This is a genomic window from Nocardia sp. NPDC004604, assembly GCF_040609795.1.
Lineage (GTDB): Bacteria > Actinomycetota > Actinomycetes > Mycobacteriales > Mycobacteriaceae > Nocardia.
Genome location: NZ_JBEXLC010000010.1, coordinates 16,471 through 36,933, shown reverse-complemented (window position 1 = coordinate 36,933; position 20,463 = coordinate 16,471). Strand labels below are relative to the sequence as shown.

General features: G+C 65.9%; 20 protein-coding genes. 15 read left to right on the top strand and 5 right to left on the bottom strand.

Going from position 1 to position 20,463, the window contains the following annotated elements; all coding sequences use genetic code 11:
- The first annotated feature begins 80 nt into the window (after positions 1-80).
- The 3 genes from hrcA to ABZW16_RS06410 all read left to right on the top strand — a co-directional run bounded on the left by hrcA (position 81) and on the right by ABZW16_RS06410 (position 3,183).
- Positions 81-1,112, top strand: coding sequence for a heat-inducible transcriptional repressor HrcA (hrcA, locus tag ABZW16_RS06420; RefSeq protein ID WP_354952845.1), 1,032 nt, complete (start codon positions 81-83; stop codon positions 1,110-1,112).
- 175 nt (positions 1,113-1,287) lie between these two features.
- Entirely contained in the window at positions 1,288-2,439 is a 1,152-nt protein-coding gene (dnaJ, locus tag ABZW16_RS06415) for a molecular chaperone DnaJ (RefSeq protein WP_354952843.1), read from the top strand.
- A 3-nt stretch (positions 2,440-2,442) separates the two neighbouring features.
- Positions 2,443-3,183 (top strand): 16S rRNA (uracil(1498)-N(3))-methyltransferase, encoded by a 741-nt coding sequence (locus ABZW16_RS06410; RefSeq protein WP_354952841.1) that lies wholly within the window; start codon positions 2,443-2,445, stop codon positions 3,181-3,183.
- A 2-nt stretch (positions 3,184-3,185) separates the two neighbouring features.
- On the opposite strand, the gene ABZW16_RS06405 is transcribed toward ABZW16_RS06410, so the two are convergent.
- Positions 3,186-3,800, bottom strand: coding sequence for a class I SAM-dependent methyltransferase (locus tag ABZW16_RS06405; RefSeq protein ID WP_354952840.1), 615 nt, complete (start codon positions 3,798-3,800; stop codon positions 3,186-3,188).
- An 81-nt stretch (positions 3,801-3,881) separates the two neighbouring features.
- Between ABZW16_RS06405 and ABZW16_RS06400 the strand changes: the two genes are divergently transcribed.
- A complete protein-coding gene (locus ABZW16_RS06400) occupies positions 3,882-4,337 on the top strand; it encodes a MerR family transcriptional regulator (protein ID WP_354952838.1) in 456 nt (151 codons plus the stop codon).
- On the opposite strand, the gene ABZW16_RS06395 is transcribed toward ABZW16_RS06400, so the two are convergent.
- Together ABZW16_RS06395 and ABZW16_RS06390 are read right to left on the bottom strand one after the other, a co-directional pair.
- On the bottom strand, positions 4,308-5,495 hold the full coding sequence (locus ABZW16_RS06395) for a hypothetical protein (RefSeq protein WP_354952836.1): 1,188 nt from the start codon (positions 5,493-5,495) through the stop codon (positions 4,308-4,310). The two genes, ABZW16_RS06400 and ABZW16_RS06395, sit on opposite strands and share 30 nt — an antisense overlap.
- On the bottom strand, positions 5,495-6,430 hold the full coding sequence (locus ABZW16_RS06390; protein WP_354952834.1) for a metal-dependent hydrolase: 936 nt from the start codon (positions 6,428-6,430) through the stop codon (positions 5,495-5,497). Before ABZW16_RS06390 ends, ABZW16_RS06395 begins: the two co-directional genes overlap by 1 nt.
- Before the next feature lie 248 nt (positions 6,431-6,678).
- On the opposite strand from ABZW16_RS06390, the gene ABZW16_RS06385 reads away from it, so the two are divergent.
- Complete coding sequence (locus tag ABZW16_RS06385) at positions 6,679-7,305, top strand: TetR/AcrR family transcriptional regulator (RefSeq protein ID WP_354952832.1); 627 nt, start codon at positions 6,679-6,681, stop codon at positions 7,303-7,305.
- A gap of 54 nt (positions 7,306-7,359) precedes the next feature.
- Here the strand turns inward: ABZW16_RS06385 and ABZW16_RS06380 are convergent, their stop codons facing one another.
- Together ABZW16_RS06380 and ABZW16_RS06375 are read right to left on the bottom strand one after the other, a co-directional pair.
- Complete coding sequence (locus ABZW16_RS06380) at positions 7,360-7,749, bottom strand: zinc-ribbon domain-containing protein (RefSeq protein ID WP_354952830.1); 390 nt, start codon at positions 7,747-7,749, stop codon at positions 7,360-7,362.
- A 38-nt stretch (positions 7,750-7,787) separates the two neighbouring features.
- A complete protein-coding gene (locus ABZW16_RS06375; protein ID WP_354952829.1) occupies positions 7,788-9,029 on the bottom strand; it encodes an MFS transporter in 1,242 nt (413 codons plus the stop codon).
- 98 nt (positions 9,030-9,127) lie between these two features.
- Between ABZW16_RS06375 and ABZW16_RS06370 the strand changes: the two genes are divergently transcribed.
- The 10 genes from ABZW16_RS06370 to ABZW16_RS06325 all read left to right on the top strand — a co-directional run bounded on the left by ABZW16_RS06370 (position 9,128) and on the right by ABZW16_RS06325 (position 20,449).
- Positions 9,128-10,045, top strand: coding sequence for a LysR family transcriptional regulator (locus ABZW16_RS06370; protein ID WP_354952827.1), 918 nt, complete (start codon positions 9,128-9,130; stop codon positions 10,043-10,045).
- Between the two features lie 219 nt (positions 10,046-10,264).
- Complete coding sequence (locus ABZW16_RS06365) at positions 10,265-11,350, top strand: PhoH family protein (protein ID WP_354952825.1); 1,086 nt, start codon at positions 10,265-10,267, stop codon at positions 11,348-11,350.
- A gap of 22 nt (positions 11,351-11,372) precedes the next feature.
- Positions 11,373-11,927: an rRNA maturation RNase YbeY gene (gene ybeY, locus ABZW16_RS06360; protein ID WP_354952823.1), complete on the top strand. Its 555-nt coding sequence runs from the start codon at positions 11,373-11,375 to the stop codon at positions 11,925-11,927.
- On the top strand, positions 11,924-13,276 hold the full coding sequence (locus ABZW16_RS06355; protein ID WP_354952821.1) for a hemolysin family protein: 1,353 nt from the start codon (positions 11,924-11,926) through the stop codon (positions 13,274-13,276). Before ybeY ends, ABZW16_RS06355 begins: the two co-directional genes overlap by 4 nt.
- Complete coding sequence (locus tag ABZW16_RS06350; protein WP_354952819.1) at positions 13,269-13,628, top strand: cytidine deaminase; 360 nt, start codon at positions 13,269-13,271, stop codon at positions 13,626-13,628. The genes ABZW16_RS06355 and ABZW16_RS06350 overlap by 8 nt, the downstream gene beginning before the upstream one ends.
- Positions 13,621-14,532: a GTPase Era gene (era, locus tag ABZW16_RS06345; protein WP_354952817.1), complete on the top strand. Its 912-nt coding sequence runs from the start codon at positions 13,621-13,623 to the stop codon at positions 14,530-14,532. Before ABZW16_RS06350 ends, era begins: the two co-directional genes overlap by 8 nt.
- Positions 14,533-14,654: 122 nt before the next feature.
- Complete coding sequence (locus tag ABZW16_RS06340) at positions 14,655-16,124, top strand: serine/threonine-protein kinase (RefSeq protein ID WP_354952815.1); 1,470 nt, start codon at positions 14,655-14,657, stop codon at positions 16,122-16,124.
- Positions 16,111-17,370 carry a hypothetical protein gene (locus ABZW16_RS06335; protein WP_354952813.1) on the top strand — a complete coding sequence of 420 codons (1,260 nt, stop codon included), beginning with the start codon at positions 16,111-16,113 and terminating at the stop codon, positions 17,368-17,370. Before ABZW16_RS06340 ends, ABZW16_RS06335 begins: the two co-directional genes overlap by 14 nt.
- Positions 17,367-18,929: a serine/threonine-protein kinase gene (locus tag ABZW16_RS06330; RefSeq protein ID WP_354952811.1), complete on the top strand. Its 1,563-nt coding sequence runs from the start codon at positions 17,367-17,369 to the stop codon at positions 18,927-18,929. Before ABZW16_RS06335 ends, ABZW16_RS06330 begins: the two co-directional genes overlap by 4 nt.
- A gap of 23 nt (positions 18,930-18,952) precedes the next feature.
- A complete protein-coding gene (locus ABZW16_RS06325) occupies positions 18,953-20,449 on the top strand; it encodes a serine/threonine-protein kinase (protein WP_354952809.1) in 1,497 nt (498 codons plus the stop codon).
- Positions 20,450-20,463 lie beyond the last annotated feature (14 nt).

Below are 20,463 nucleotides of genomic sequence, written 5' to 3'. Positions count from 1 at the left end.
GGCATGGGAACGGCAATTGTCGGGCGGGCAATTAGACTGGATAAACAGACGTACCCGAGGACGAGCGAGGAGGTGGGGCCATGTCGAGCACCGAGGATCGGCGCTTCGATGTCCTACGGGCGATCGTCGCGGACTATGTCGCGACCAAGGAACCGATCGGGTCGAAGACGCTGGTAGAGCGGCACAACCTCGGGGTGTCCAGCGCGACGGTCCGCAACGATATGGCGGTGTTGGAGGCGGAGGGCTATATCACCCAGCCGCACACCAGTTCCGGCCGCATTCCGACGGACAAGGGCTATCGGCAGTTCGTCGATCGCATCTCCGAGGTGAAGCCGCTCTCGCCCGCCGAGCGCCGGGCGATCATGGAATTCCTGGAGTCCGGCGTCGACCTGGACGATGTGCTGCGCCGCGGTGTGCGTCTGCTGGCCCAGCTCACCCGGCAGGTCGCGGTCGTGCAGTATCCGACCGTTTCGGCCTCGACGGTCCGCCACATCGAGGTGGTCGCGCTGAATCCGGCGCGGTTGCTGCTGGTGGTGATCACCGATACCGGCCGCGTCGATCAGCGTCTCGTCGAACTCGGCGCGCTCGTCGATGACCAGGATCTCGCCGCGCTGCGTGGCATGCTCGGCGGCGCGATGGATGGCAAGCGACTGTCCGATGCCTCGGCGGCCGTCTCCGAACTACCCGAGCGGGCTCCGCAGCGACTCAAGGACGTGCTGGTGCGCGTTTCGACCGTGCTCGTCGAGACCCTGGTCGAGCATCCGGAAGAGCGTCTGGTCCTCGGCGGTACCGCCAACCTGACCCGCAATGCCGCCGACTTCGTCTTCCCCGGTTCGCTGCGGGATGTGCTCGAGGCGCTGGAGGAGCAGGTGATCGTGCTGAAGCTGCTCGCGGCGGCACAGCATCCCGGCACCGTGACGGTGCGCATTGGTGAGGAGACCCAGGTCGAGCAGATGCGCGGGACCTCGGTAGTGTCGACCGGCTATGGTGCGGCGGGTGCGGTTCTCGGCGGCATGGGCGTGCTCGGCCCGACCCGGATGGACTATCCGGGGACCATTGCATCGGTCGCGGCCGTCGCCCGATATATCGGTGAGGTGCTGGCGGAGCGATGAGGGGCGGCGTCCGGCCGTAGCGATTGCTTGCAGGTCGCTTGAAACGGGCCCGTAGCGATTGCTTGCAGGTCGCTCGAAAGGGTCAGTCGGCGTCGCTGTTACCCTCGACCTTTCGGCGGATAAAGTTGAGTGCATCCGACTAATGCTGTTGCAAACCAAGGACTAGAGAACTCAAGTGGCACGGGACTACTACGGACTGCTCGGCGTCGCGAAGAACGCGACCGACCAGGAGATCAAGCGCGCCTACCGCAAGCTGGCGCGGGAACTCCACCCCGACGTCAACCCCGACGAGACGGCGCAGGCCAAGTTCAAGGAAGTGTCGACCGCCTACGAGGTGCTGTCGGACCCGGAGAAGCGGCGCATCGTCGATATGGGCGGTGACCCGCTGGAGTCCGGCGGCGGCGGCGCGGGCTTCTCGGGTGCCGGATTCGGCGGGCTCGGCGATGTCTTCGAGGCGTTCTTCGGCGGTATGGGCGGCTCCGGCGGGACGCGCAAGGCGCGCGGCCGGGTGCAGCCCGGTGCGGATTCGCTGCTGCGGACCCGGCTCAGCCTGGCCGAATGCGCGGTCGGTGTCACCAAGCATCTGACCGTCGACACCGCCATCCTGTGCGATATCTGCCACGGCGCTGGCACCAATGGCAAGTCCAAGCCGGTGCGCTGTGAAACCTGTGGTGGCGCCGGTGAAGTCCAGTCCGTGCAGCGTTCGTTCCTCGGTCAGGTGCTGACCTCGCGGCCGTGTCCGACCTGTCGTGGCGCGGGCGAGACCATCCCCGATCCGTGCCACAAATGCGGCGGTGACGGCCGGGTGCGGGCGCGCCGCGAGATCGCCGCGCCGATTCCGGCGGGTGTTGCCAATGGCATGCGGGTGCGGCTGGCCGCGCAGGGTGAGGTCGGTCCCGGCGGCGGACATGCGGGCGATCTGTACGTGGAGATCGTCGAGCAGCCGCATGACGTCTTCGTCCGCGACGGCGACGATCTGCACTGCACCATTCGGGTGCCGATGGTCGATGCCGCACTCGGCACCACCGTCGTCGTCGACACCATCCTGGACGGGCCGACCGAGCTGACCATTCCGCCGGGCACCCAGCCGGGTGAGATCTCGGTGCTGCGCGGCCACGGCATGCCGCGACTGCGCTCGGGTGCACGCGGTGATCTGCTCGCGCATCTGGACATCGTGGTGCCGACCAAACTCGACGCCAAGTCGACCGACATGCTGCGCAAGTACAAGGGCATGCGCACCGGTGAACGCGCCGAGGTGATGTCGGCGCAGTCCGAGCACAACAGCGGTCTGTTCGCCCGCCTGCGGGCGTCGTTCAGCGGGCGATAGCCGTTGGCCGCCACGGTCTTCTATCTCGACGACATACCGGAGCCCGGCGCCATCGCGATCCTCGACGGCCCGGAGGGGCGGCACGCCGCGACGGTGCGCCGCATCCGGGTCGGCGAGGCGATCACGCTGTCCGACGGGAACGGTTTGCTGGCCGAATCGGAAGTCGTTGCGGCACAGAAGGACCGGTTGGAACTGACGGTCCTGAACCGGGTGCGGTCCGACCCGCCGCGGCCGCGGGTGACGGTTGTGCAGGCACTGCCGAAGTCCGACCGTTCCGAGCTGGCGGTCGAGCTGATGACCGAGGCGGGTGCCGACGCCATCGTTCCGTGGCAGGCACACCGCTGTGTCGCGAACTGGGAAGGCAAGGCGCACAAGGCCGTCGAGAAATGGCGTGCCGCCGCCCGCTCGGCTGCCAGGCAATCCCGGCGCGCCTACATCCCCGAGGTGGCCGACCTACATCACACCCGCGACCTGCTCGACACCATCCGCGAGATCATCGCCGCGGGCGGAATCGTGGTGGCCCTGCACGAATCCGGCGCCGCCCGCTTCGTCGAACTCCCCTTCGACAAGGCCACCGAGATCATGCTGATCGTCGGCCCCGAAGGCGGACTGGACGAGTCGGAACTCACCGCCTTCGCCGACGCGGGTGCGGACATAACCTTGCTCGGCCCAACCGTTTTGCGCACCTCGACCGCGGCCGCCGTCGCCCTCGGTGCCCTGGGGGCACTGACCTCCCGTTGGTGAAGTCAGGGCCGGACGGCGCTGATCACCCACACGGCACCTCGTCCGGTCCCGTGGCGTTCGGTGCGTATGTCGTCGAAGCCGCCCGCGCGGCAGCATGCCGCGAACGATTCGGCCTGCTGTTCGGTCCACCCATGGGTCGCCAGGCCGGTGGCGCCGGGCAGCACCTGGCGCTCGATGGCGAGAAATCGCCCGCCGGACAACAGCACTCGGTGCACTTCGCCCACCCCTGCGGCGATATCGCGCCAGTGGTGTATCGAGGCCATCGACCAGACAACCGTCGCGGAACCGTCTTGGACCGGGATGTGCTCGGCAGTGCCTTCGGCCCAGACAATGCGGGGGTCGCGGGTCAGGCGCCGCGCGAGCCGGAGCATTACCGGCGCCGGATCCACACCGGTCACGTGCGCGCCGCGGCGGGCGGCCGCCCGGGCCGCGGTACCGGGGCCGCAGCCGATGTCGATGACGCGATCCGCATCCGATACCGCGGCCAGATCTACCACCAACCGAGCCTTGGCGCGCCCCATGACCGCCATCACGAGGCCGAAGAATAGTCCGGCGGCCCCGGCGAAACCGGGGTGGTCGGCGTGGTGGTTGGCGGCGGTGGCTGGCGAAATGTCCATCGGTCGTCCCTTCTTTGTGAAACCTGCTCGTGGATACCACCGACCTTGCCGGTTCAGGTCGACTTGAAGTCAAATGGCGGTATGGAACTGATTCCGATCGGCGCGGCCGCGGCTCGGCTCGGGCTGAGCCAGTCGGCCCTGCGGTACTACGACGAGCGGGGTTTGGTGCGCCCGCGGACGCGGCAGGCGGGCCGCCGCATGTACGGCCCCGAAGAGCTACGCCGCCTGGCGTTCATCAAGGTCGTGCACCGGCTGGGTCTACCGCTGGACACCGCGGCCGCCGTACTCGACGCTTCGGGCACGCAGTGGCGCGAGACCGTCCGTGCGCGGATCGCCGAGCTGGAGCAGGTGATCGAGCAGGCGCGCAGCGCGCAGGAGTTCCTGAATCACGCGCTGCACTGCCCGACCGACCATCCCGCTCGCGAATGCGCGACGATGATGGGCGGGCTGGACCGGCTCGTCGAAGGTATGACCTTCGAACAACTGACCGCCGAACACGGCGATCGGTCACGATCCGACGAGCCCGCCTCGGGCTGAAATTCCGCCGCCATCGCCTTGGACGCGTCGACCTTCCGCTGGTAGTGGGTCGGGTGCTCCGTGTGGCACGGTGAAGACGGCGACCACGCAGAGGATTGCGACCGTGAAGCACACCAGCGTGTACCAGAGGTTCCCGATGGGGTCGCCTTTGCTCGTCGAGCCGTCCACGGCGTCGAAGTAATCGGGCAATGCGGTGACCCAGAGCAACGCCATTACGCACAGATACACCACGCTGTAAATTCGGACGAAGCCATTCGTGTAGTGCGGTGTGTCCGAGTCGTTTTGGCGCAGCCGGAGCCACTGGCGAGTGAGAATCGGGATCGCGACAATGCTGATAATGACCAGTTCGGCCGCATAGAGGAATCCCCGCAACGAGGTGTTCCCGACGCCGAACAGCGTTGCCGGGATGGGCAATACGGCCGTACCCAGAGACCCGAGTATGCCGATAACGGCAGTGCGCCAGACCAATTGCGGTCCGGAGAAGCTGCGACCCGCATCGACATGGCGACCGACGATCAGCTGGACGAAGAACGCCAGCGACATCGGCCACAGTGCGGCGAAAACCACCACGCTCGGCAGTGGTACCGAATCGAACATCGGTTGATTGAGCGAGTTTTCGATCGACCATTCCCACCAGCGCAGCTGCGGTCCGAGATGGTCGAAGATCTCATAAAAGCTGTGGTGGACGAAGCCCACGCAGACGGCACCGACGAGAACGCCGTACCGACGGAAAACGCCGAGCATTCTGACGATTTCGAAGGCCAGTGTGGCCATCAGCGGGTAGATCGCGACGATATAGAGCGGGAGTCGGCCCCAGAGGAAATCCACGGTGAAAACGTTGTGCGCGAACATGGTGTCGACGTGTGCATCGATACCGAAGGCCGCGGGAAAGTACAGCGGCGGTTCGATAATGAACAGGTAGGCCGTCGCGCCGAACCAGACCACGAGGTTGGTGGGATCGCCGTGACGACGCAAGCGCACAATCGCGTAGATCAGCGCGAGCACCGCGCCGAGGACGATGGTGAACTCGAGAACCGGCAGCGTCCAGTTCTCCAATGCAGCAGGGTTTCGCACCTCGATGAGTCCACCGGCCTCCTGACAGGAAAAGCCGAGCGCCTTCGCGAGTTGGTCGAAGGTGGGTGCGCAATGATCGGCCATCAGTCCCCCTGCGGCGCTGCGGCGGTATCGGCGGTGTACCAGTGCGATACGTCGTAACCGGCGTTATAGCGCTCGAACCACACATCGGCGAGTGCGGGCAGCTTCTCGTGGTCCGGATTGTGCCTGGGCAATTGACTGCGGATGATCCCTACCAGCGCGATGAGTTGTTCGCCGAGTCGTAGATCATCGAATGCGCGCGACATCGGGCCGTTGTCCTCGACGGGCAGCCGCAACCACTTGCGCAGCTTCTGCTTACCCCGGTGCGTCGCGAACATTGCCAGTGCATCGATGCCCCGATCCTCCAGTGGCACATGCTTATTGAAGCCGGCGCACGCCACCTGGATGACCTTCATGACGTGTCGGAAGATCGACGGTGCCATGCGCATCCGATAGGCATCGCTGCCGACCATGGAATCGAAGATGATCAGCGCGGAACTTCGATGTTCGACTTCTTCGACGAAGTGCCAGATGAACAGCGATGCGACACGGTCGTCGCCCGGCCGGAACAGCGTCGCATCGTTGTCGAGCATCAGTTTGAACACCGGGGTGAAGGTTGCCTCCAGATCGGCGGTGTAGGCGAGCCGATACTCCAGGGAGGTGTGCACGGTGAGGCGGTCGAATTCCGCGATCACTTCGTTGAGTGTCTCTTGCAGCCCTGGGTATCGCCTGATCAGAGCGTTGGCGTGCTGGCGGTGGGCGGTGGAGTGCTGCCCCTCTTGACGCACGAACGCATCCGCCTCCGCCGCGACCGCGGGATGGGTAATCCGCGGCATGGCCTCGCGAATCATATTGACGATCATCTTCTCGAAGCCGATCGCCAGTAAGGACACTGCGTTGGCCATGGACGAGAAGGCCGGATTCGCTTCGTTCCACAGGAACGGTACGTCGTAGTCCGCGAAGGCGAATCGCATCTTTCGGACTTGTAGATCGGTCACTTGGCTATACCTCTGTTTCGGAAATGGTCTGGTAGCCGTGTTCGGACGCGCCGAAGCCTCGATGCGGCTGATCATACATACATCGATGCGTGTGTATGATCTAAATCGTATTTGCTGGCCCGAACTGGGACAACGGCGATGGAGCGACCCTGTGGTAGCGTCGAGCCCCTGATCCGGACAGTCGGCGGGCTCGGCCCGCAGTCGGTTTCGCACGCGACGGACATAGGTTCGAGCCGAGGAAGCGAGCAGTGGCAGGAAGGCGTGGGTGGGGCGGGAGTCCACCGACCAGCGATGCGGAAGCGTCCCGTCGAATAGTCACCGCTGCGGTCGAGTTGATCGGACGAACGGGTTCGGAGATCAGCATTGCCGACGTCGCGGAGTCACTCGGTGTCATCCGTCAGACGGTGTACCGATACTTCCCCAGTGCGGACGCGCTGATGCGGGCCGCGGCGATCGCGTCGGTCGATGGTTTTCTGGACCGACTGACACAACAGGTGAGCGGCATCGAGGACCCGGTCGAAGCCATGACCGAGGGCGTGGTCTACACGCTTGCCGAGGTACGCCGGACGCCCCACCTGGGGATTCTGCTCTCGAGCACATATTCGAATGTGCACCCCGAAAGCCTTACCTCCGAAGAGGCGCAAATCTTCGGAATGACGATGATCAAACGCTTCGATGTCGATTGGGCGCAGTACGGGTACGACGACGCAGCTCTGCAGGAACTCGTCGAATACATCCTGCGAACGATGCAGTCGTTCTTCATCGCTCCGGGCAATCCGCCACGCAGCGACGATGAGCTGCGTCGATATCTACGGCGCTGGATGGGGGCCGCGATCATCGCGCAACCGAAGTCGGACGGTGAACGCACCGATTGACCCGCTCGCCGACGGCGGCGCAAAACCGCTGTCGGCGAGCGTATTTCGCTCGGGTCAGTATTGCTGCCGGTCGGCGTTGGGTGCGCCGGGGGTGGGCTGCTGCGGCCACTGTGCATTGGGCTGCTGCCATTGCGCGTTCGGCTGCTGCGGCCACTGCGCGTTCGGTTGCTGCGGTGCGGGCTGCTGGTACTGCCCCGGCATACCTCCGCTGTTGGCCTGCGCGAGCAGTTCATTGACGCGGTCGCCGGATACGTTCGACGACGCACCGCACCATGTGCATTCCAGCGAGTGCTTGGTGCTGATCGGGAACAGCGGGATGAAGAAGAGCGTGAATTTGGTGACGAGTTTGCGCAGTGCGTGTGCGGCGGGATTGCCGCAGTTGCCGCAGACCAAGGTGATCATGGCGAGCGTGTGAATACGCTTCTGCCAGCCCCAGATGAGCATGTGAAACCCCCGAGATAGAAAATCTGACGCCGGCTACCCTACCCGCTCGCCCGAGTCGGCGGACCCGCCATGCCGACGGCCGACCGCGTGTGGCCCGTCAGGTACCACACCAGGACTCCCGCGATTGCCACCAGCGCGGCGACACACCCTGCCAGTCCGATCCAACCGCCCGTCGCATAGGCGAAGCCCGCGGCACTGCCGATGACCGCGCTACCGAGGTAGTAGGTGAACAGGTACAGCGATGATGCCGCGCCACGGTTGCCAGGCGCCATCGCGCCGACCCAGGTGCTGGCCACCGCGTGGGCGCCGAAAAACCCTGCGGTACACAGTGCTATCCCCACAATGACGGCGATCAGCTGGTCCGGGATGGTAACGAGAACGCCGACGCCCATCAGCGCGACCGATGCCGCGAGCACTCGGTGCTTGCCGATGCGATCGGCCATGCGTCCGGCGGCGGCCGAGGCGAATGTGCCGGCCAGATACAGCAGGAACAACGAACCCACAACGGCGGCAGGCAATTCGAAGGGCGGCCGGGCCAGGCGGTAGCCGAGGAAGTTGTAGATCGATACGAAGCCGCCCATCAGCACGAATGCCAGCGCGAACAGTGCGAGCAGTCCGCGGTGGCGCACCGACGTGCCGAGATCGCCGAGCACGGTACGCATTCCGGCGGGTCGAGCGACGAATCCGCGCGAGGGCGGCAACTCGCGCACGAACCAGATCGTGCAGATCGCCGCCGCGATCGCGATCGCGGCCTGGGCCATACGCCAGGATGTCAGCTCGAGGGCGAAGGCCGGAATCAACCGCCCCGCCAGCCCGCCGATCGAGGTGCCCGCGACGTATACCCCCATCGCGGCACCCAATCCGGCGCTGCCGATCTCCTCGGCGAGGTAGGCCATCGCGACGGCGGGTACTCCGGCCAGCACCACTCCTTGCACAGCTCGGCCCGCGAGCAATACGTCCAGCGACGGGCTCAGCGGCAGCAGCAAACCGACCGCCCCCGCGAGCACCGCGGATGCCGTCATGACGCGCGTGCGTCCGAGCCGCGAGGACAGTGCGCCTGCCGGGATGATCGCCAGTGCCAGAAATCCGGTGGTCAGTGAGACCGCCAAGGCTGCGTGCGCCGGATCGGCGCCGAAGGCCGCCGACAGGCTGGGCAGCAATGCCTGCGCGCTGTACATCGAGGCGAAGGTGGTCAGCCCCGCGGCGAACAGTGCGGTGGTGATCCGACGTTCGTGCGATGTGCCCGAAACGCTGGTCGAGCGGGTATCCGTGCTGGTCATGGCGCCTCCTGCATCCAGGATCGGCAGCCGACTTCAAGAAAGGAAATGAATAGTAATCTGGTATCTAATGCTTCAAACGCATAAGGAGAGCTCCGATCGTGCTGGGTGACGACCTGCTGTGGTTCACGACACTCGCCGAACTGGAGCGCGTCGGCGCGGCCGCCGAACGGCTGCACATCGCCCAGCCGACGCTCTCGCGCATGCTCGCGCGCCTCGAACGCCGCCTCGGCGCCGAACTGTTCGACCGCCACGGCAAACGCATCGAGCTCAACGACTGCGGCCGCATCTACTATGAGCACGCCCGTCGCGCACAGTCCGAACTCGACGCGGCCGCCCAGGCTGTCGCCGACCGCACCGATCCCGCGAAAGGTGTTGTCCGCCTGTCATTTCTGCACAGCTTCGGCCGCTGGCTGGTGCCGCAGCTGATCGGCGGCTTCCGCCGCGGTTCGGCCCGCATCTCGTGCACCCTCTGGCAGGGCGCGTTCGACGCGGTGGTCGATCAGATACTCGATGGCACAGCGGATTTGGCGATCGTGTCGCCCCGGCCATCGGCCGCCGGACTGGGCTGGCACAAACTGCTGGACCAGCCGCTGGTGCTCGCCGTCCCCGCCGAACACCGGCTGGCCGCGCGTCGGCATATTCGGTTCGCCGATCTCGCCGATACGGAATTCATCACGATGCCAACGGGTTTCGGTATGCGCCGATTACTCGAGGAATTGTCCGCGGCCGCGAATATCCGTCCGCGCATCGCCTTCGAGTCGACCGATCTGGTCACGGTCGCGGGTCTGGTCGCGGCCGGGCTCGGCGTTGCGGTGCTACCGCTGGAAGATCCGATTCCGGTCACGGGCGCACTATCGGGCCTGGTGACCGTCCCGCTCGCCGATGCGGGAGCCGCACGCGATGTCGGGCTGATCTGGTCGGCGACCGCCCCGCCATCGGACGCCGTGCGTCGATTTCGTGACTTCACCGAGGATTGGGCCCGTCGGCGCGGGGGAATCCAGATGCCACGGCGATAGCAAGCGATCCGCAGGCTATCGCCCGCGCCGGACGGCTGGCCGTTTCGAGCGATCCGCCCGCGGTCGCGACGGGCGGGGTAGCCGTTTATTCACTGCCTGTTGTCGGTGGGGCGCGTTAAACTTTCATCAACGACGCAGCAATTCGAGACCGGAAGCAGGCTATAGCCACTTTTGAGAACACAAGGCGAGATCGGCGACCCAACTACACCCGCAGCAGGCATGAGCTCAGCCACCCAGGCTTCCATCCCCGGTGGAGCGGACGGCTCGGGTCCGGCAGCACGCACCGTGCGCTCCAGCATCGAACTCGCTCCCGAATCCGTGTTCCCGTTCCTTGGTGCGGCCGACCAGAACCTGCGTGAACTCGAGCAGCTGCTGGACGCGGATATCCACGTCCGCGGCAATTCCGTCACACTCACCGGTAAGGCGGCCGATGTCGCCCTCGCCGAACGGGTGATCGAACAGCTCGTCGCGCTGACCGGTCGCAATCGAGTGGTGACTCCGGAGGCGGTGCGCCACACCGTATCGATGCTCACCGAGGGTTCCTCGGAATCCCCGGCCGAGGTGCTGAGCCTGGACATCCTGTCCCGGCGCGGCAAGACCATCCGGCCGAAGACGCTCAACCAGAAGCGCTATGTCGACGCGATCGATGCCCACACCGTCGTGTTCGGCATCGGCCCCGCTGGCACCGGCAAGACGTATCTGGCGATGGCCAAGGCCGTGCAGGCGCTGCAGGCCAAGCAGGTCAACCGGATCATCCTCACCCGTCCCGCGGTCGAGGCGGGTGAGCGGCTCGGCTTCCTGCCCGGCACGCTCAACGAGAAGATCGATCCGTACCTGCGCCCGCTCTACGATGCGCTGCACGACATGATGGATCCGGAGGCCATTCCGAAGCTGATGGCGGCCGGTGTCATCGAGGTCGCACCGCTGGCGTATATGCGCGGTCGCACGCTGAACGATTCGTTCATCATTCTCGACGAGGCGCAGAACACCACGGCCGAGCAGATGAAGATGTTCCTCACCCGGCTCGGATTCGGTTCGAAGATCGTGGTGACCGGTGACGTCACCCAGGTCGACCTGCCCAATGGCGCGCGTTCGGGTCTGCGCGTGGCCAGCGAGATCCTCAACGGCATTGATGATATCCATTTCTCCCTGCTGACCAGCAGCGATGTGGTTCGGCACCGGTTGGTCTCCGATATTGTCGACGCCTACGAACGGGCCGAAGCCGAGCGGGTCCCCCAGGTCGGGCCGCACTATCCGGGCAATCGCGCCCAGCGTCGCGCCGCGAGCCGGGGAGATCGGCGCTGACGTCGGCTTATAGGCTGATGCGGTGAGCATCGAGATCGCCAACGAATCGGGTATCGACGTACCCGAAGAAGACCTGGTCAGTGTCGCGCGATTTGTCATCGGCCGGATGGACGTGCATCCCGCGGCCGAGCTGTCGATGGTGCTCGTCGATCTCGACACCATGGCCGATCTGCACATGCGCTGGATGGACCTACCCGGCCCGACCGATGTGATGTCGTTCCCGATGGACGAACTGGAGCCGGGTGGTCGCCCCGACAGCGCCGAACCGGGTCCGTCCATGCTCGGCGATATCGTGCTGTGCCCGGAATTCGCCGCGGGCCAGGCCCGCAAAGCCGGTCATTCGCTCGATCACGAACTCGCGCTGCTCACCGTGCACGGCGTGCTGCACCTCCTCGGTTACGACCATGCCGAGCCCGAGGAGGAGAAGGAGATGTTCGCGCTACAGGCCCGGCTGCTCGAGGAGTGGTACGAGAGCCTGCGCGAGGCGCAATTGCGGGCCGAATTGGCCGAACGCGATGCCAGGCTGCTGGGGAAGGCGGGCTTCACCACACCGGGTGAGGCGCTGGGCCCCGCGTGAATTCGCTGACCCTCATCCTGCTGGCGGTGCTGCTCGTCCCGGTGGGCGGGGTTTTCGCCGGTGTCGATTCGGCGCTGAACACCATCTCACCGGCACGACTCGAGGATATGGTCCGGGCCGAGCGGCCGGGCGCGGTGCGGCTGACCAGAATCGTGGCCGACCGGCCACGGTATGTGAATCTTCTTGTGCTGCTTCGTATTCTGTGCGAGATCAGCGCGACGGTACTGCTGGCGGCGGCGCTGATTCCGCTCTGGGACGACGATTGGGCGCTGCTCTTCACCGCCGTCGTCATGGTGCTGGTGGACTATGTGGTGATCGGGGTCGGCCCGCGCACGCTCGGCCGCCAGCACGCCTACTCCATCGCACTGGCCTCGGCGCTGCCGCTGCAGTTCATCGGCACGGTGCTCGGTCCGGTCAGCAGGCTGCTGATCCTGATCGGCAATGCGATCACCCCTGGTAAGGGATTTCGCAACGGCCCCTTCGCATCCGAGATCGAGCTGCGCGAAGTGTTCGAGATGGCCAGCGAACGCGGCGTGGTGGCCGATGACGAACGCCGGATGATCCAGTCCGTCTTCGAACTCGGCGACACCCCGGCCCGCGCGGTCATGGTGCCGCGCACCGAGATGGTCTGGATCGAAGCGGATAAGACCGCGGCACAGGCGATGTCGCTCGCGGTGCGCAGTGGGCACTCCCGCATTCCGGTGATCGGGGAGAACGTCGACGATATTCTCGGCGTGGTGTATCTGAAAGACCTTGTGCCGTATGCGGATAGGAGTCGCAAGGTGCAGGTGCGCGACGCGATGCGCCCGGCCGTGTTCATGCCCGACTCCAAACCGCTGGACAGTCTGCTCGACGAAATGCAGCGCAGGCGAAACCATATGGCGCTGCTCGTCGATGAATACGGCGGCATTGCCGGACTGGTGACCATCGAGGATGTGCTCGAGGAGATCGTCGGTGAAATCGCCGACGAGTACGACACCGACGAGACCCCGCCCATCGAGGACCTCGGTGAGGGCCGCTACCGGGTGTCGGCGCGGCTGTCGGTCGATGATCTGGCCGAGCTGTACGGCCTGGAGATCGAGGAGGAGGACGTCGATACCGTCGGCGGACTGCTCGCACACGCACTGGGCCGGGTGCCGCTGCCCGGCTCCAAAGCCGTTGCGCACGGCTTGGTACTGCGCGGTGAAGGCGGCGCGGACGCGCGGGGTCGGGTGCGAGTGCACACCATTGTCGTGCGCAAGGCGCCGGAGAAATCGCATGCCGAGAAGTCCAATGGCAGGCGCAAAAGTAACGGGTCAGAACGGGATATCCCGAACGATCGTGATCAGAACGGAGACAGCGATGGCTGAACTGGATGCCGAGGACAACAAGCTACTAGTGCTGGCGAAGGGGGCGCTCGGCCGCACCGGTGGCAGTTCGGGCGCGGCCATCCGCGATACCGACGGCCGCACGTATTCCGCCGGTGAGGTTTCCCTGCCGTCGCTGCGGCTGACCGCGCTGCAGGCCGCCGTCGCGGCCGCGATCTCCAGCGGCGCGGAGGGATTCGAGGCGGCCGTGGTCGTCGGGGGCAGGTTGTCGGACGCCGGGGTCTTCGCGGTGCGCGAGGTGGCGGCCGAGGCGCGCATCATCTTCACCGACCGCTCGGGCGCGGTCTTCGAGATCGTCGACGATGCCGAGGGTGTGGAGGTGCAGGGTGGCTGATGACACCACCGAATTCCGTTCCGGCTTCGTCTGTTTCGTCGGCCGCCCGAATACCGGCAAATCGACGCTGACCAATGCCCTGGTCGGCCAGAAGATCGCGATCACCTCCTCGCGTCCGCAGACCACCCGCCACACCATCCGCGGCATCGTGCACCGCGACCACACCCAGCTCATTCTGGTCGACACCCCCGGCCTGCACCGCCCGCGCACCCTGCTCGGCCAGCGCCTGAACGACCTCGTCCGCGATACCTATTCCGAGGTCGATGTGATCGCGCTGTGTATTCCGGCCGACGAGAAGATCGGTCCCGGCGATAAGTGGATCCTGCAGCAGATCAAGCAGATGGCGCCGAAGACGACGCTGCTCGGTGTGGTTACCAAGATCGATAAGGTGAGCCGCGACCAGGTCGCCGAACAGCTGATGGCGCTATCGCAGCTGCTCGGTCCGGACCACGATGTGGTGCCGGTTTCCGCGGTCAAGGGGGAACAGGTCGAGGTTCTCGTTGACGTCATCGCCTCGAAAATGCCGGAGGGCCCGGCCTTCTACCCCGACGGCGAGCTCACCGACGAGCCCGAGGAAACCCTCATGGCCGAGCTCATTCGCGAGGCTGCCCTGGAAGGTGTCCGCGATGAACTTCCGCACTCGCTCGCGGTGGTCATCGAAGAGGTGCTGCCGCGCGAAGAGAACGAAGACATGCTCGACGTGCATGCCCTGCTGTATGTCGAGCGTCCGTCGCAGAAGGCCATCATCATCGGCAAGGGCGGTGCCCGCCTCAAGGAGGTCGGCACCAACGCGCGCAAACAGATCGAACACATTCTCGGCGTCCGCATCTACCTGCATCTGCACGTCAAGGTTGCCAAGGATTGGCAGCGCGACCCGAAACAGCTTGGCAAACTTGGGTTCTGACCTGGAAACATGGGATGTGACGCTCGAGCCGCTGCTATAGTCGGCCCGTTGGCGGCTGTCCGTGATCACTCCGGGGCCGTACATGCGTCGGAAGGGTCCCGACGCATACGGAGGGCTGAGCTGTGGACGTGGTCGAGGGCGCGGTATTCGCCGGGTACCAGATCGAACGCCGTCTCGGTGCGGGCGGGATGGGCACAGTCTTCCTCGTCCAGCATCCGCGGCTGCCGCGCAAGGACGCGCTGAAGATACTCGCCGATGTCCATGCCGGGGACCCGGAGTTCCGGGCCAGATTCCTGCGTGAGGCCGAAATCGCCGCGCGGCTGCAACATCCCAATCTGGTCGCCGTGCGGGACAGGGGTGAGCAGGACGGTCGACTGTGGATCGCGATGCAGTATGTGGACGGTGCCGATGTCGCCCAGTTGATCAAGATGAACGCGCTCCCCATCGAGCGCGCCGTTCGGATTTTCGGGGAGGCGGCGCGCGGTCTGGATGAGATCCACCAGGCGGGCCTGCTGCACCGCGACGTGAAGCCGGCCAATATCCTCGTCGCCGCGCAGCCCGACGGGTCGGATCGGGTGCTCGTCACCGATTTCGGAATCGCCCGTGCCGCCGATGATTCGACCACCCTCGCCTCCGGTGGGACCACAGCCACCCTGGCCTATGCGCCGCCGGAGCAGATCAGCGGTGATCCGATGGACCATCGGGGCGATGTCTACGCGCTGGGCTGCACGCTTCATCACATGCTCACCGGCTCGGTCCCGTTTCCTCGGGACAGTCCGGGGGCGGTGATGTACGCGCATCTGAACGAGCCCCCGCCCCGGCCCTCGCTCGGAAATTCCAGCGTGCCACCGGCATTCGACGCGGTGCTCGCCAAGGCCATGGCAAAGCAGCCGGACGAGCGGTTCTCCAGTTGTGCGGCGTTCGCGGCGGCGGCGCGGGCCGCACTGGTGGGGGGCGCGCTCACCGGTTCCGGACCGGACGCGGCGCGGACCAAGCACCGCGACCGGTTGCTCGCGACGGGGCTGCTGGTTGTCGTCGTTGTGGCAAGCGCGATTTCGACGGTTCTGTGGACCGGCGGCGCACCGGCGAGCACGCCACCACCCTCGACCACCGCGGGTCCGCCGAATGTGAACACCGCCGAGTGGGGTGCCTACGCCTATATGGCGCAGGCATTTCCCGAACTGCTGCCGCCCTCGCCATTGGCGACCGGGTACAAGGACGTCGGGGGCTGTATTCCACTCGACAAGGCAGGCCATGCCGCTTCCTTCGACGCACCTGCCGTAGTCGGCGAAGTGTTCTGCATCGGTGATGGCGACCCGGCGCGCACCATGACCGTCAAATGCAATGCCAACCGGTCGGCGATCTTCCCCGATCGCTTCTTCGCTCGGATAGAGGGCGATGAACGCTGGGTCCGCTCGTCCGGCACGGGGCATGTGAACTGGGGTTCCGATATCGAAATCGATGGCAAGATCCGCGGCCAATTGGAGGTCTACTTCGACGATCCGAGCCGGAATTTCTGCACGGTGCAGGTGGACGGTGCCGCGTCGGGCACCGAACTACACGACCGGTGGTGGCCTGATGCCCCGCTGTGATCGGGTACGCAAAGTCCGTGCCGCCCTGGCCAGCACGGTGGCGATGCTGGCGCTCGCCACCGGCTGTACCGCGCACGGGCAGCCGATGCCGCAACGGCCCGACCTCGGCTCGCTCGACATCGGCGGATACAGCCTCGAACCGCTCCACGAACCGGCCGGCGATAATGAGAAATTCGGCAGGGTGATGGAATCGATGCGGCTGGGCGAGGTCATGGCCGATCCTTCAGAGGCGGATTCGACCTTGACCTTCCCGCTGAGTGGCTTCACGGCCGTGCCACTGCCGACGTCCGCCAAAGCGGGTGCGTATCTCGCGGCCCCGGTCCGTCCGGTCCTGGAAAAGTGGGGAATGCTGGCCGGTTTTGCCGTCGGTCGCATCGACAAGGAGGTCGAGCTTACGCCGTTCGTCGGCACCGCCCGGCTGTTGACCGTGCTGGTGCTGCGATTCCCCGACCCCACCGCGGCGCAGCGGGCCGCCGAGGAGATCGACTCGGTCGATGCGTCGGTCAGTCCCGAGAATGTGTCCGTCACCATCCCGGAATATCCGGCCGCACACGGACACTGGCGTCCGAATGTGCCGACGATAGCGGTCTCGCTCGCGCACGAGTCGTTTGTCGTCACGCTGCTCGGTGGACATACCGCTGCCGACCTCACTGCCCTTACCGCGTTGGCGCGCAAGGCATTCGATGCCCAGCTGCCCAGGCTGCGCGGGTTCGCGCTGACTCCGCGCGAACAGCTCGCGGCCCTGCCGCTGGACCGCGACGGCATGGTCGCGCGCATGGTGCCGAAAGCGCCGGGGCGCTGGCCGTTTCCCGCCGTGGCCTTCGGTACCGAACAGGCAAACGCGGGGTGGAATAGCGCTCCCCAGGCAAGTGGCGTCGTATACGGCACACATGCCACCTTGTTGTACCGGGGTGTCGGAAAACCGAATCCGCCGGAGCTCATGGCCTTCAATGGTTTAGAGGCTCTGATGCGATTCCCCGATGTGGCTGCCGCGCGCAAGTCCTTCACGAAGGCGCAGGACGGGGTCGATAAGAACGGGCGGCGAGCGATCCCCGGCCCAACCGGGGTGCCGGATGTCGCCTGCGCGAAGGATCCGGGCGAGCTGACCGCGCGTCCGTTCATCTACAGCTGCACTGTGTTGTACGGGCGTTATGTCGCAGTGCTTTTCGGTCGGGATCTGCGCGACTTCCAACAGCGGGTCGCTGCTCAATACGGGCTGCTGGTGAACAGTGAGCGGGGTACATGACCGAGACCCTTGCCCCGGGCACGGTATTCGCCGGGTATCTGATAGAGCGGGTGCTGGGCACCGGCGGGATGGGAACGGTGTACGTCGCGCGGCACCCGCGGCTCCCGCGCCACGACGCGCTCAAGGTGCTCGCGCAGATCCACAGTGGTGATGACGAGTTCCGTGCTCGATTCATTCGAGAGGCCGAACTCGCGGCCAGGCTCGAACATCCCAATATCGTCGCAGTGCACGACCGAGGCGTGTACGACGGTCGGCTGTGGATCGCGATGCAGTTCGTCGACGGTATCGATGCGGCCGAACTCATCCGCCACGATGCCGCCGAGCTGCCACCGGAGCGGGCGTCACACATTGTCGGATCGGCCGCCCGTGGTCTGGATGCCGCGCATCGCGCGGGACTGCTGCACCGTGACGTCAAACCGGCCAATATCCTGCTCGAGTCGCGACCCGGCGAACCCGATCGAGTTTTCCTTTCCGATTTCGGAATAGCCAGGGCCGCTGGACAATCGACCGCACTGACCTCGGTAGGGTCGGTGCTCGCGACCTTGGCCTACGCCGCGCCGGAACAGCTCATGGGTGGCGTGGTCGATCAGCGGGCCGATGTGTACGCGCTGGGCTGCACGCTCTATGAACTGCTCACCCGCACAAAGCCGTTTCCACGCAAGACTGCCGTCGCGGTGATGCAGGCGCACATCCAGGATCCGCCGCCCCTTGTCACCGCGGCGAATCCGTTGCTGCCGCAGGTCATTGATCGGGTGATTGCGCGGGCGTTGGCGAAGAACCCGGATGATCGCTATCCGTCGTGTGGTGCGCTGGCCGATGCGGCGGCGGCCGCGCTCGACGGCCGCGCGGAGGCGGTCACAGTCGAGGTGCCCAATGCCGAGCCGCGACCTCCGGTGCGTCGGCGGCGCGTCGGGCTCGCGATCGGTGTCGCCGCATCGGTCGTTGTCATCGGAATCGCGAGTTCGGTTGCGCTGATGAGGAATTCGACGCGACCAGCGGCGACCACCGTCACGATCGGATCGAGCACCCCGGTGGCGGCGACCAGCCCGCCCGCCGCCACCGCAACGACCACCAACGCTCGGTTGTCGTGGGGCAGCCACACCTTTGTCGCGCAAGCCCTTCCCGAACTGCTTCCGGCCAGTCCGGTCGAGGGCGGGTATCAGGGCCTCAGGTGCGTCGCGCGGGACTTGGAAAATCGTCCCGTCGATGTGAACCGAACCGCGCCCGCGGTCGCCAATCTGGATTGCACCGGAAACCGGGATCCGGTGGAGACGATCTTCGTGGGCTGCAATTCGAATCGCAGTCCGACCAACTACCGCGCAGACCCCAATTTCGTCCCGATCGGTGATGAACGATGGGAGCGCCGATCCGGGCGCGGCCGAATTCTCTGGTTCGACACCAGCACTCCGGACAATGACCCCCTGGGCCCCAACCGGCCCCAGGGCCTGATCCGGATTCTGTTCGACGATCCCCAGCGGAACTTCTGTTCGCTGTTCGTATTCGGCGGGACCTCCGGCAAAGACCTATACGACCGCTGGTGGGGTAGCGCGCCGTTCTGAACCGAGTTAGGGAGGAAGACGCCGTGGATATTGCCGAAGGCACCACATTCGCCGGATATCGCATCGAGCGCCGCCTCGGCGCCGACGATATGGGCACCACCTATCTGGCGCAGCATCCGAGGCTGCCGCGTCGGGACGCGCTGAAGATTCTGTCCGATGACTATGCGGCCGAGCCCGACTTCCGCGCGCGCTTCCTGCGCGAGGCCGAAGTCGCCGGGCGGCTGCAGCATCCCAATGTCGCCGCGGTCCGGGATTGCGGTGAACAGGACGGCCGACTGTGGATTGCGATGCAGTATGTGAGTGGCGTCGATGCCGGTGAGTTGATCCGGCGCGGCCGAACCGAGCTGAACGTGGAGCGCGCGGTTCACATAGTCGTTGAGGCGGCCCGCGGACTGGACGAGATCCATCGTGCCGGCCTGCTGCACGGGGATGTGCGGCCGGGCCGCATCCTCGTCGCCGAACAGGCGGATGGGCCGGAGCGAGTGCTGATCGCCGATATCGGCATCGCCCGCGCCGTCGGCGATGTGACGACAGTGGCCGGTGGCGGCGGTATGCCCGGGACGGTGGCCTATGCGGCGCCGGAGCAGATCAGCGGTGACGCCGTGGACGATCGCGCCGATGTATATTCGCTCGGCTGCACGCTGTACCACATGCTCACCGGCTCGGTCCCGTTCCCTCGGGACAGCCCGGGGGCGATGATGCACGCGCAGCTGAACGAGCCCCCGCCCCGGCCCTCACGCGGAAACCCCAGCGTGCCAACGGCATTCGATGCGGTGATCGCCAAGGCCATGGCAAAGCAGCCGCCGGATCGGTACCCGAGCTGCGGAGCGCTCGCGACCGCGGCGACGGCGGCGCTGCTGCCCGAATCGGATCCGACCGCGGTCGCACCGGCTCCCGCATCGCGCGGGCCGGATCGGCGGGCGCTGCTCGGTGCAACGGTGCTCGCCATTGCCCTTGTCGCGGTGGTGGTTTCGGCGGTGCACCGGATCGGTCGCGACCCATCGGCCACGCCCGCCGCGCCGGGGCCGACCACCAGCGTCGACCGTGCGGCTGCCGCATCGGCCGCGGCATGGAGCCCACACGCCACTGTCTTCGCGGCATTTTCCGATCTGCTACCGGCCACACCACTGGGTGTCGGCTATCGGGAATTGCACGATTGCAAGTTCCTCGATCAGCAGGGTTACCCCATGTCGTTCGATGCGCGGATGCCGATCGATCGGCTGAACTGCACCGGCGACCAGGATCCGATGGAACAGGTCATCCTCACCTGCAACACCGATCGTTCGGTCATGCCGCCAGCAGCTGCGCAAGAACGGTCCGAGGGCGCCGAACGCTGGAGCCGGCCGTCCGGTTCCGGCGAACTGCACTGGGGCAACTACACGAACCGGCTGGGAGGCGTGTTGGGCGAGTTGGAGGTGTCGTTCGAGAGTCCGAATCGGAACTTCTGTCGGATGCGGATAGTCGGCGATCGGTCCGGTGCGGATCTGCGAACGCGGTGGTGGCTCGATGCGCCACTGTGAGGTTAACGATCGCG